This window comes from Pedobacter suwonensis (genome assembly GCF_044762335.1).
GTDB lineage: Bacteria > Bacteroidota > Bacteroidia > Sphingobacteriales > Sphingobacteriaceae > Pedobacter.
Genome location: NZ_JBIWEB010000006.1, coordinates 190,662 through 204,165 on the forward strand (window position 1 = coordinate 190,662; position 13,504 = coordinate 204,165).

Here is a 13,504-nt window from a genome sequence, read left to right on the forward strand (position 1 = left end):
ATCATGAAAAAATATATCAAAACTTTAGTATGTTGTACCATTATCTGGTCGACAGTATCCCTTTCTTCGTGTGAAAAATACCTGGATAAAGCCGATGAAACCGTGATTTCGGAAAAAGAGGCTTTTAAGAATTTTGTTAATTTCCAGGGCTATACCGAAGAACTCTACAACTGTATTGTAAATTTTAGCACAAACTACTGGACCAACTCCTGGAATTGGGGTGAGGATGAGATTACTTCAACCGCCGGAAACTTTCATTTTATCCATAAAATAGACGATGGAAATTTTTGGGGCTGGCAAGCTGAGTTTGATGGCTGGGGCTCGGGTTGGATGAACCACAATAATTTTAGCACTAATAACGATCGTTTTAACAAAGACCTTTGGAAAGCGGCCTGGTATGGGATCAGTAAAGTGAACATGGGCCTGGCCAATATGGATAAGATGACAGATGCTACGGATGAGGAAAGAAACCTGATCAAGGGGCAGCTGCTGTTTTTCCGTGGCTGGTTTCACCACAGGCTGATGGAATATTTTGGTGGCTTACCCTATATAGATACCGTTTTGCCTACCGATTCAAAACTCACCCTTCCACGCCTAAGCTATAAAGCGTGTGCCGACAAAGCTGCTGCAGATTTTAGGGCTGCTGCAGATATTTTACCGGTGAACTGGGACAATACGACAGCGGGTAAACGTAGCCTGGGAAAAAACGCATTGCGCATCAATAAAATCATGGCTTTGGGTTACCTTGGTAAAAATTACCTGTGGGCAGGAAGTCCGCTGATGAATTTCGAATCCACCGGTAGCAAGAACTACGATGCCGACTACTGTAAAAAAGCAGCAGCTGCATTTGCCGAACTACTTACCCTTACCGAAAGTGGTACTACGCAATATGCCCTGGTAGAATTCAAAAACTATTATCGTAATTTTTACACCAGCGGGCAAAACTGGGATTTACCCGGAAGCACCGAAGCCATATTCCGTGGTCCGTTTTTCAGTGCCAATAATTCCAACTGGGGAACCAGTAAGCAATATACACCGGTAGTGATTTCAGAAGGCGACCTAAAGTTTACGCCTACGGCTAACTATGTAGATTATTACGGTATGGCCAACGGCTTGCCGATCCAGGATATTACCAAGGCCGACAATGAATCGGGTTACAATCCTGAATATCCATGGAAAGGGAGAGATCCAAGGTTTTATAATGACATCGTTTATGACGGTGTAAAATTTGTACAAGGTGCGATGGGCGCCAGTGATGAGAAAAACAGGTATGCCAATTTATACACCAGCGGAAGTTACCGTGATGTAAGTACAGGAAGCAGAACCGGTTATGTTTTGCGCAAATTCATTCCGATTACGGCTAACAAATATGATAATGGTTATTCGTATGGAAATAGTCTTCACATTTATGTTCCTTATATGCGTTTGGCCGATATCTACCTGATGTATGCTGAGGCTGCGCTGATGGGTTACAATTCCCCTACAGGTAAAGATCCTGGTTTTTCCAAAACAGCGGTTGATGCCATCAACGTGATCCGTACCAGGGCCGGAGTAGCTAATGTGGCAGCTAAGTTCCTGACTTCGGTAGATGGATTTTTGGGTGAAGTACGAAGAGAACGCGCCGTAGAATTATCATTTGAGGGCCACCGCTTTAACGATCTGCGCCGCTGGTTGCTATTGATTGAAAAACCATACACGTTGAAAACATCGGTTGAGTTTGATCGTAGCGGAACTTTCAGCACTACAGACCCTACAGCTAACCGGGTTGTTAACCTGAAAGAAGTGGTTATTCTGGAGCGGAAGTTTAGTCAGAAACATTATTGGCTGCCACTCAAAAATGCCGATGTGAACATGTATATGGAATTTAAACAAAATCCAGGCTGGTAAGGGCGTAAACTAATTCAAACGAATGAAATGAAACAGATCAAGATAATATCAGCCTTATGCCTCGCCGTTGCCTTTTTACTGCCGGCAGCAGGATCAGCGCAAACCAACAGGCAGGCCAGAAAAAATAATAAATCCGTTAATAAAAACGAAGAACGCCAGCCACAAGATACCATATTTGTAATGCCTCAGGTAGATTCTGTACAGGTTGCATTCAGGAAAGTGGCTAAACGCGACCTTTTAGGTGATGTTTCGGCCATAAATCTATCTCAAATGCTGGAAAAAAACTATACTACCTCCAGCCTTGAAGGCCTTGATGCCCTTTTGCCGGGTTTTAACGGTAACATTTGGGGAATGGGTGGCTACCTCGTATTGGTAGACGGAATTCCGAGAGACATCAACAATATTATGCCGACGGAAATTGACCAAGTTACTGTACTTAAAGGTGTTAATGCAGTAGCATTATATGGTAGCCGTGCAGCTAAAGGCGTATTGTACATTACCACTAAAAGAGGAGGTAATTATGAACAAAAAGTAAATGTAAGGGCCAATACAGGTTTGCATGTTCCTAAAAGCTATCCACAGTTTCTGGGTTCTGCAGAATATATGACCTTGTATAATGAAGCGCGCCGCAATGACGGATTGCCAGACCTTTATACTCAGCAAACCATATACAACTATGCCTCCGGGGCAAATCCTTACCGCTACCCGAACGTAGATTACTATTCTTCAGATTATCTGAGAAACAGCTATGGACGAAACGATCTTACCGCAGAAATTTCGGGCGGAAACAACCGCACGCGTTATTACACCAACCTCGGTTACTGGTCGATTGGTTCGCTGCTGAATTTTGGTGAAGCCGTAAAAAACAGTGGTGCCAACCGGTTTAATGTACGTGGAAATATTGATGTAAAACTGAATAAGATCATTTCCCTAAATGTGGATGCTACGGCCAGTTTCTATACCGGAAAAGGTGTAAATACCGATTATTGGGGCAGCGCAGCTACGGTTCGTCCGTATCGTTTTGCGCCGCTTATTCCCATCAGTATGATCGAGCCTGGTGATGTGGCTTCGCTGGCACAGGCCAATAACAGCAATAATATCATCAATGGTAGCTATCTGTTGGGCGGAAGCCAGCTGGACCAGACGAATACTTTTGCCAGTATTTATGCCGGAGGTTACAACCGTAACGTATCCCGTCAGTTCCAGTTTAATACCGGGATAAATTTTGACCTTAACAGCCTGATGCAGGGACTGAGCTTTAAAACCATGCTTGCCGTTGATTATTCAAGTGCTTTTAATCAATCGTATAATAATACCTATTCGGTTTACGAAGCAACATGGAACAATTATGCAGGCATTGACCAGATTTCGAGTTTAGCAAAGTATGGTATTGATGCCAGATCGGGCGTACAGAACGTGAGCGGAAGTGCTTATCGGCAAACCATCTCTTTTTCAGGTCAGTTTAATTATGCACGTACTTTTAAACAAAAGCATAATGTTACCGGATCATTGTTGGGTTATGGTTTTAACATCAGCGAATCTGCGGTTTATCATGCTACCAACAACGCCAATCTGGGTTTGCAGTTGGGTTACAACTATGATCATCGCTACTATGCCGATTTCAGCGGTGCATATGTGTATTCGGCAAAATTACCAATAGCTAACCGTGGCGCATTCTCGCCAACACTTTCTTTAGGATGGCGTCTTAGTGAAGAAGCTTTTCTTAAAAATTCTGAAATCGTTGATCAGTTGAAGGTTACGGCTTCTGCAGGAATCCTGAATACCGACCTCGACATCAACAACTATAACCTTTACCAGGGCTACTTTACCTATAACGATGCGGCCTGGTACAGCTGGCGTGATGGCGGATTAGTACATACTTTTGACCGTCGAAGAGGAGATAACCCCAATTTAAAGTTTCCGCAGAGAAGAGAGATTAATATCGGTCTGGAAGGATCGTTCTATAAAAACCTGATCAACTTTACGGCTTCTGCATTTTTCAGTCAAATGCGCGGCAATGTAGTACAGCCGGGTGTACTTTATCCTTCCTACCTGACTACCGGATTTCCGGTATATTCTGATATCCCGTATGTAAACTACGATAACGATCAGCGCAGAGGATTCGATTTTGGCATCAGGATGAATAAAAGAACCGGAGAGATAGATTGGACTCTGGGGGTAACCGGTACCTATTACGATACCAAAGCCACCAAACGTGCTGAATCTTACCAGTTTGATTACCTGAACCGGACAGGAAAACCACTTGACGCGCTTTGGGGATTGCAAAGTATGGGCTTTTTTACCAGTACTGCTGATATCGCTGCTTCGCCTGCACAGTCTTTTGGCCAGGTTAAACCCGGAGATTTAAAGTATAAAGACCAGAATGGTGATGGTATTATTGATACCAGGGATGAAGTTTACCTGGGTAAAGCTGGATGGATGGGAGCACCAATGACTTTGGGTGTTAACCTGACTGCGAAATGGAAAAATTTAACCCTGTTTGTATTGGGTACCGGCCGTTATGGCGCCAAAGCCATGAAAAACAGTAGTTATTTCTGGGTAGATGGCGAGGATAAATATTCCGTAGTAGTTAGAGACCGCTGGACTCCTGAAACGCAAGCTACAGCGACCTATCCACGGTTAACCACAGCAAGCAGCGATAATAATTTCCGCTCTTCAGACTTCTGGCTGTACAGTACGAACCGTTTTGATTTGTCGAAAGTGCAGTTATCTTACCAGTTTCCGGCCAACCTGTTCCGTAACGGATTTGTGAGGGAATTAGGTATTTATGCCAGTGGTATGAACCTGCTAACCATTTCTCCGGAACGTGATATACTGGAACTCAATGTCAATACTTCACCTCAAACCCGGTTTTATAACCTCGGTGTAAAGGCTTTGTTTTAACCCTGATAACAAATAGATATGAAAAAAATACAACTTCTGATCGGTTTGGCAGTACTGCTTTTCTCTGTTGGCTGCAAGGATATGTTAAAACCTGAAATCGAGAACAATCTCGATCTGGAAAGCACTTACAACAATGCAACCTATGCACAGGGTTTACTGCTGAATGGTTATGCCCGCATACCCACCAATAGCTGGTCGTTTAATGATGTAGCGACTGACGATGCCGTAAGCAATGACCGCAATAACGCTTATCTGAAAATTGCTACCGGGCAATGGACTGCGATAAACAATCCACTTTCCCAGTGGACCAATTCGCGTGCTGCTATACAATACCTCAACCTGTTTTTCTCGGTAACAGACCAGGTGAAATGGGCCGTTGAACCCAATATTAACCGCATGTTTAACGATCGTATGAAAGGAGAGGGTTATGCACTCCGTGCCATGTTTAATTATTACCTTCTGCAGGCGCATGCCGGTAAAGGAAATAACGGCCAATTGCTTGGTGTTCCTGTTGTATTGCAACCAGAAGGCCAGGATGCCGATTTCAATAAACCCAGAGCCACATTTGATGCGACTATGGAACAAATTTATCGCGATCTGGATATGGCTGAGCAACTGCTGCCTACCGATTTTGAGGATATCGCCAGTGATGCACAGGTGCCTGCTAAATATTCGGGAGTAGGAAAAGATAACTATAACCGGGTGTTTGGTTATTATTTCAGGGGACGTGTAACAGCACGTATAGCAAAAGCCATCCGCGCTAAAGCCTCATTGCTGGCTGCAAGTCCGGCATTTAATCCTTCAACGCTTGCCAAATGGGAAAAAGCAGCAAATGATGCTGCCGCTGTAATCAATTTAAGGGGTGGATTGGTAAACCTGACTGCGAATGACATTAAATGGTATGACAAAGATGCCGGTATTGATGGGTTGGCATCAGGTGTAAATCCTTCTGAAATTTTATGGCGGAGTGATGTGGGCAATAGCAATGACCTGGAAAGAAATAACTTTCCCCCAACACTTTTTGGCAGCGGCCGGATCAATCCGACACAAAATCTGGTGAATGCATTCCCAATGGCCAACGGCTATCCGATAGCAGACGCCAATAGCGGTTTTTCTGCATCCAGTCCTTACGATAACCGCGATCCAAGGTTGAAATTGTACATCCTGGTGAACGGTGGTACAGCAGGAACTGCTGGTAGCGCTATTAATACAACGCTTAACGGGCCTACGAATGATGCTTTGAATAAAGTAGAAACTTCTACCCGTACCGGATATTACATGCGAAAACTCCTCAGACAGGACGTGAACCTGAACCCTTCATCAACCACCAATCAGAAACATTATAACCCACGGATCCGGTATACAGAAATTTACCTTTCTTATGCTGAGGCTGCGAATGAAGCCTGGGGTCCTTTAAATGGCGGCACAAATGCTTATTCAGCTTACGATGTAATTAAGGCTATCCGCAGGAGAGCAGGTGTAGGTACCAATAATAACGATGCTTACCTCGAATCGATCAAATCAGATCAGGTTAAAATGAGAGAACTGATCCGCACCGAACGCCGTCTGGAACTGTGTTTTGAAGGCTTCCGTTTCTGGGATCTGCGCAGGTGGAATGCCAGCCTGAATGAGGTGGCCCAGGGAGCAAGCATTACCGGAACAACATTTACCCCGATTAATGTAGAAAACCGCGTGTATCAGCCTTACATGATTTATGGACCGGTACCGTATAGCGAAATTTTAAAGTATAATAACCTTATCCAGAACGCAGGCTGGTAGTTCATCAGTACCAGGATTAAAATTTAAAGAAAATGAAAAAGAAAATCCAATTTTTGCTGGCAATGGCCGTGTTTTTAGGAGCATGCAAAAATCAGGAGTGGGAATTTCCTGATTATGGAACCCAAACTGTATATTTTGCCTACCAGAGCCCTGTTCGTACCATTACCCTTGGTGAAGATTTATATGATACTTCTCTTGACAACCAGCACCGTTGCGAAATCATGGCAACCACAGGTGGCGTATATGAAGTTAAGAATGATGTGAGTATTGGTGTGGCCGTAGATAATTCTTTAGCCAGCAACCTTACTTTTGGCGGCGCCGGAAACGTGGTGGCCATGCCTGCAAACTACTACAGTATTCAGGGTGGTTCTATCACCATACCTAAAGGTAAAATTACCGGTGGGGTACAGGTACAGCTTACCGATGCATTTTTTGCCGACCCGCTTGCGCTGAAAAATACGTACGTTATTCCGCTTCGGATGACTTCAGTGCAAAATGCTGATAAGATTCTGGAGGCCAAGAACTATACCTTATATGCCATTAAATACATCAACCCTTGGCACGGCTATTACCTGCGCCGAGGTAAAGATGTAATCACCGGTAAAAACGGCAATACCAGTTTAAATAAAACCGTTAGCAGACACATGACCTTTGTTGAAAGTGATGAGGTAAATCAGGTGGTAACTACTTCCTTAAAGTCTAATACCTTTAATGCGGTATTTAAAGATAAAGATAACCGGAATATCACCTGCAAATTGCTGCTTACTTTCGATGATTCAGGCAACTGTACAGTATCAGCTGCCGATAATACGTTTACAGCCAGCGGAAATGGTAAATTTATCAAGCGGGGAGAAAAGAACAGTTGGGGAAATACCGATCGGGATGCCCTTTACCTGAATTACAACATCGACCTTTCGGACATGTCTGTAGCCACTACGGATACACTCGTAATGCGCAACCGCGGCGTAACCATGGAAACCTTTAATCCGGTTAAAAAATAAAATCTTAATCAAGATGAAAAATATTTATAAAATTGCCTTAATCATCGGTATTCCGGTTTTATCGGTATCATGCAAAAAGCATGAAGCACTTGATTTTTCTGTTGAAAAACCTGCATCAATAGCCGCACAGGAACAGATTGATGCTTATAATGCATTAAAATCTTATTTCAACTGGTCTGCCAATCCGAATTTTAAACTGGGGGTAGCCACATCACTTACCGAATACAATAACAAAGGGGTGTTGTATCGCCTGGCGAACAGCAATTTCAACCAGATTGTAATCGGTTATGAAATGAAACACGGCGCCATTGTGAAAGATGATGGCAGTATGGATTTTGATAATGTGAAGAAATTACTGGAAAATGCTAAAAATTCAAATATGGAAGTGTATGGGCATACGCTTTGCTGGCATGCCAATCAAAATGCCAAGTACCTTAATAGTTTAATTGCACCTACCGTTATTAAAGGAACCAGCGGACCGGCACTTGAGGACAACCTGATTAGCAATGGTGACTTTGAATCGGGAAATATTTCAGGCTGGTTTGGCTGGGGAAATAGTTCTGTTAGGGAGGTTTCGGCAAAGGGTGATGGCTATGGCGGTACAGGCTATGCACTCAACATGTCTAATCCTAAGGTTGTTAATTCCTGGGAGGCACAGACGGCCATGGATTTCACTACTCCATTTCAAAACGCTTCAACCTATAAACTCAGTTTTTATGTTAAAGGTAGTGTTGCCGGAGCAGCCTCAGTAGCGGCACAGGAAACCAAAAGTTATGGAGCAGATGATTTTGGCTCTTTTAATATTTCAACGGATTGGAAACTTGTACAACTGGAAAAAACCATTACCGCCGGTGACAGAACACGTTTGGTTTTTAGCTTCGGTGCCTATGCCGGCAAAATTTCTATGGATAAAATCTCCATTAACAGGGTAAATCCAAATGGGGGCGATAAGATCATTGAAAAAACAGCCGATGAGAAAAAAGCTATTTTAACAGCTGCACTTGATAAATGGATCGCCGGAATGCTTGCGGTTAGTAAAGCCAGCGTAAAAGCATGGGATGTGGTTAATGAGCCAATGTCTGACTGGCCGGACCCATCACTGTTGAAGACAGGTGTAGGTAAAACGAATATAGCTGCTGATGAATTTTATTGGCAGGATTATTTGGGCAAAGATTATGCTGTGACTGCCTTTAAACTTGCACGCCAATATGGTAATGCAACTGATATTCATTTTATAAACGATTATGGTTTAGAAACTAGCCTTGATAAATGCAGGGGATTGATTGAGTATGTAAAATATATTGAAAGCAAAGGCGCGAAGGTGGACGGTATTGGTACACAAATGCACATGGGTACCGAAAACGATAAAACGAAAATAGCCGAAATGTTTAAACTGTTGGCGGCCACAGGTAAATTAATTAAGATTTCTGAACTGGATCTCGGCGTTTCGAATAAAAAAACGGCTGCAGTAACACCAGATGAATACAAAGCACAGGCAGATATGTACCGTTATGTAATTGACAAATATTTTGAGATTATACCGCCTGCTCAACGTTATGGCATTACCATCTGGAGCCCTCTAGATAGTCCGGCCAGTTCATTTTGGAGGCCTGATGAACCAATTGGATTGTGGACAGGAGGTTTTGTGCGTAAACCTGCTTACGTAGGTGTTGCCGAAGCCCTTAAAGGCAAATAAGCTCTTTGCCATTCATAGTTTTTATGCAAAAGCATTAACAATATAGCTCTCCTCGAAGAATCGTCATTCCCAGCTTTTTGTGAATGACGATATCTTTTGAGATCTACCAATGAGGAGAGAATTGATGATATAGTTTTTGTCAAAAAATCGTCATTTCGAGAAGGCTTTTTATTCGACGAAGCAATCTTTTATAGCAAGAATCACCCCAGCAGAGATTGCTTCGTAGTTCCTCCTCGCAATAACGATATTTCCTAGTTCTTTAATATAACTATATTCAATAAATCAATTTACCCTAAACATGAAAAACCTTGTATTTTATCTGTGTGTTTTACTTTTAAGTGGATTGTCTTATTTTTCAGCCTATAGTCAGTCTGCTAAAAATCCCATCATCTTTGCTGATGTACCCGATCCATCCATCATTCGCGTTGGAAAAACCTATTACATGAGTAGTACCACCATGCACATGAGTCCGGGTATTCCGATTATGAAGTCTGCAGACCTGGTCAACTGGAAGATGGTAACTTATGTATATGATACCCTTGCAAATACTGACCAGCTAAATTTAACTAACGGCAAAAATGATTATGGAAGGGGATCATGGGCAAGTAGTTTACGTTATCATGAAGGCCAGTTTTATGTAAGCACTTTTTCTGGTACTACCAATAAAACCTACATCTATTCTACTACAGATATTGAAAAAGGTCCCTGGAAAAGGTCTGCCTTTAGTCCTGCACTTCACGATCATTCCCTGTTTTTTGAAAATGGCCGGGTATTTATGGTTTATGGCGCAGGCAAAATTATGCTTGCCGAGTTAAATGCCGATTTATCCGGCATAAAAATTGGTACGAGCCCTCAGGTATTGATAGAAAATGCCACTCAGGTGGCTGTTAACAACCCAGGTTTGCCTGCAGAGGGTTCTCAACTTTTCAAGGTAAAAGACCAGTATTATCTGTTTAATATTGCCTGGCCAAGAAACAGCATGCGTACGGTAATTATCCATAAGGCCGACAAACTCATGGGGCCATACACAGGAAAAATCGGCCTTCAGGACAAAGGTGTTGCACAGGGTGGGTTGATCAGTACCCCTGAGGGACAGTGGTTTTCGTACCTTTTTCGCGATTATGGTGCAGTAGGGCGGATTCCTTATCTCGTTCCGGTAAAATGGGAACAGGGCTGGCCGGTTCTGGGCGTAAATTCGAAAGTTCCGGATGCACTTCAGCTGGCTAAAAACCAGAGCCTGATTCCTGGTATTATAGATTCTGATGATTTTGACGGTAGAGGAGAAGAGAAGGGGCTTAAAAAAGTTTGGCAATGGAATCATAATCCAGATCATGCCAATTGGTCGCTCACCAAAAAAAAAGGTTATTTAACCATTCAAACCTCCAGGATTGATACCTCTGTGCTCTCTGCCAGAAATACGCTTACCCAAAGAACCGTAGGGCCGAGAAGTTCAGCCGAAACCAGCATCGATCTGAAAAATATGAAGGCGGGCGATTGCACCGGGATGCTATTGCTTCAGAAAAAGTATGGCTGGATTGGCGTTAAATCTCTAAAAGAAGGCTTATTTATCGTTGTGAATACAGTAAACGATACGCAGCCGACCGAAAGCATCAAAATTCCGTTGAAACAGCAAAAAATTTATTTAAGGGTAAGTTGTGATTTTACGGATCGTCGTGACCTGGCTTCTTTCGCTTACAGTTTAGATGGTAAATCATGGAATACCGTTGGCGAAAAACTAAAAATGTCATACACCTTACCGCACTTTATGGGTTATCGCTTTGGCCTTTTCAATTATGCAACGGAACGAATTGGCGGGCACGCAGATTTTGATTATTTCCATGTCAAGGTTAACTAGTCCAGCTCGTTTAAAGATAATATGATGTGGATCTACTTCTGTCGGGATAAACAATTTTGAACATTATTGGCTGTATTATACTCAAATGGCAAAAAAAAGCTAGACGCGGTTAGATAGTTTTGGAAATTGATTAGAATATGAGAACAAAATTCATTTTATGCAGCTGGGTCTGGCTACTGCTTTTTAGTTTTTCGGCTTCTGCCAAAATTACTTTACCACAATTGGTATCCAGCCACATGGTGCTCCAGCGCGAAACCAATCTAACGATCTGGGGCTGGGCAGCAGCAAAAGAAAAAATAACCGTCAGTTTTAACGGAAAAACATACAAGACTATTACCGATGATCAGGGCTCATGGGCTGTTAAAATGGGCAAAATGAAAGCTGGAGGCCCTTTTAAAATGATGATCAAAGGTGAAAATACAATCATTCTGGATGACATTATGCTCGGAGATGTTTGGTTTTGTTCAGGGCAGTCTAACATGGCCTTACCCATGGAGCGTTTAAAAGAAGCTTATCCGCAGGTGATTGAAAAGGATCATTTTCCAATGATCAGAAACTTTTTCGTTCCAACCAAAGCAAACCTGTCAGGAGAATCTGCCGATCTTCCTCCCGGAAAATGGGTTCCAGCTACAGGAGCGGATATTTTAAGTTTCGGGGGAACCAGTTATTTTTTTGCCAAAACGCTCTTCCAAAAATACAAAGTTCCTATTGGCATCATCAATTCGAGCGTTGGCGGCACTCCAATTGAGGCCTGGATGAGTCGTGATGCATTTTTGACGAATCCTGAACAACTCAGAAAAATAAATAATTTCAGAGATTCAGCTTTTATGGCCAGTTTCCAGAAAAAACTTAAAGAGAAGAACTTAGTAAGGCCATCAACATCAGCTACAATAGTTGATGAAGGATTATCAGGCCCTATAAAATGGATTGATCCGGATTTTGATGCCAGCGGCTGGCGAAAATTTTGGATGCCAGGTTACTGGGCAGATCAGGGAATACGGAACATCAACGGAATTCTTTATTTCAGAAAAGAACTGCAAATCCCTTCAGAAATGAGCGGAAAGCAGGCAAGACTTTATATCGGGCGCATTATCGATGCAGATTCGGTATTCCTCAATGGTCAATTTATCGGCAATACCACCTATCAATATCCACCCCGCAGGTATGTTGTTCCGGCAGGACTGTTAAAAACAGGAAAGAATATTCTTATTGTTAAAGTCATCAGCAACAGTGGCAAAGGCGGCTTTGTACCCGATAAAAATTATTCTTTGTTAACGCCCGATAAAAAAATAGACTTACGTGGAGAATGGAGTTTTGAAGTGGGCTATGCCCAACCAAGGCAAAACCAGGGTTTCCGCGCCGATGCCGAAATGCCTTTGGTTGCACAGAATGAGCCAACCGGATTATTTAATACCATGGTTGCACCCGCTGTAAAATTTGCAATAAAAGGTTTTGTTTGGTATCAGGGAGAAACGAATACCGGAAATCCGAAAGGATACGGACAATTATTGCCGGCGTTAATAAAAGACTGGCGTAATAAATGGAAGCAGGGTGATCTGCCTTTTATTTATGCACAGCTGCCTAATTTTATGGAAGCTAACTACTTGCCCGAAGAAAGTAATTGGGCACAGTTTAGGCAAAGTCAGCTGGAGGCACTTTCTGTACCCAATACGGGAATGGCGGTAACCATTGATGCCGGCGAATGGAATGATATCCATCCGCTGGATAAAAAAGACGTGGGTGAACGCTTGGCGCTATGGGCCGAACATTTAGCTTACCATGATCAGCAGATTACCTATTCAGGGCCTATGTATAAATCAAACCAGTTAAAGGGCTCTGAATTGACGATAAATTTTGACCACAGTTCGCCCGGGCTGATGATTAAAGGATCTGACAAGCTGATGGGGTTCGCACTTGCGGGCGAGGACAAGGTGTTCTATTGGGCCCAGGCCAGGTTGGTAGGTGATTCCGTTGTACTTTCAAGCCCCATGGTTTTAAAGCCAGCATTTGTCCGCTATGCATGGGCAGATAATCCCGACCGCGCTAATTTATACAATAAGGCAGGTTTGCCGTCTTCACCTTTTGAAGCGGAAGTCAATAAATAGCATATGTATAACTGAAAATTTCTGCCCGGAACGATAGCAAAGATTAGCTTTAGTTGTAGAAATTCTTTTGTTTCTGGCTGTAGCGTGGCTATGAACTTTAAGAATTAGCCTATTTAAATTTTTATTATAAATATGCATAGCATCTTGCTGTCGTACTGCGGGATAATTTATTTTATAAAATAATGTGAATGATTAATGGAATAGGTTGCTAAAGAATCTCTCATAGAAAAAATCATCATTTCGACCGCAGTGGAGAAATCTTTTAAATCTGATTTTA

At 42.6% G+C, this 13,504-nt stretch carries 7 protein-coding genes; all 7 read left to right on the top strand.

Features of this window, described 5'->3' with window-relative positions:
* The first annotated feature begins 3 nt into the window (after positions 1-3).
* Complete coding sequence (locus tag ACIQXP_RS11940; protein WP_293744530.1) at positions 4-1,887, top strand: RagB/SusD family nutrient uptake outer membrane protein; 1,884 nt, start codon at positions 4-6, stop codon at positions 1,885-1,887.
* A gap of 27 nt (positions 1,888-1,914) precedes the next feature.
* Positions 1,915-4,791 carry a SusC/RagA family TonB-linked outer membrane protein gene (locus ACIQXP_RS11945; RefSeq protein ID WP_387503907.1) on the top strand — a complete coding sequence of 959 codons (2,877 nt, stop codon included), beginning with the start codon at positions 1,915-1,917 and terminating at the stop codon, positions 4,789-4,791.
* An 18-nt stretch (positions 4,792-4,809) separates the two neighbouring features.
* A complete protein-coding gene (locus ACIQXP_RS11950) occupies positions 4,810-6,570 on the top strand; it encodes a RagB/SusD family nutrient uptake outer membrane protein (RefSeq protein ID WP_387503908.1) in 1,761 nt (586 codons plus the stop codon).
* Between the two features lie 32 nt (positions 6,571-6,602).
* Complete coding sequence (locus ACIQXP_RS11955) at positions 6,603-7,571, top strand: DUF5627 domain-containing protein (RefSeq protein WP_293744527.1); 969 nt, start codon at positions 6,603-6,605, stop codon at positions 7,569-7,571.
* Positions 7,572-7,584: 13 nt separating this feature from the next.
* Positions 7,585-9,267 carry an endo-1,4-beta-xylanase gene (locus tag ACIQXP_RS11960; RefSeq protein ID WP_387503910.1) on the top strand — a complete coding sequence of 561 codons (1,683 nt, stop codon included), beginning with the start codon at positions 7,585-7,587 and terminating at the stop codon, positions 9,265-9,267.
* A 298-nt stretch (positions 9,268-9,565) separates the two neighbouring features.
* On the top strand, positions 9,566-11,122 hold the full coding sequence (locus ACIQXP_RS11965; protein WP_387503911.1) for a glycoside hydrolase family 43 protein: 1,557 nt from the start codon (positions 9,566-9,568) through the stop codon (positions 11,120-11,122).
* Between the two features lie 137 nt (positions 11,123-11,259).
* Complete coding sequence (locus ACIQXP_RS11970; protein WP_387503912.1) at positions 11,260-13,227, top strand: sialate O-acetylesterase; 1,968 nt, start codon at positions 11,260-11,262, stop codon at positions 13,225-13,227.
* The last annotated feature ends 277 nt before the right edge of the window (positions 13,228-13,504 follow it).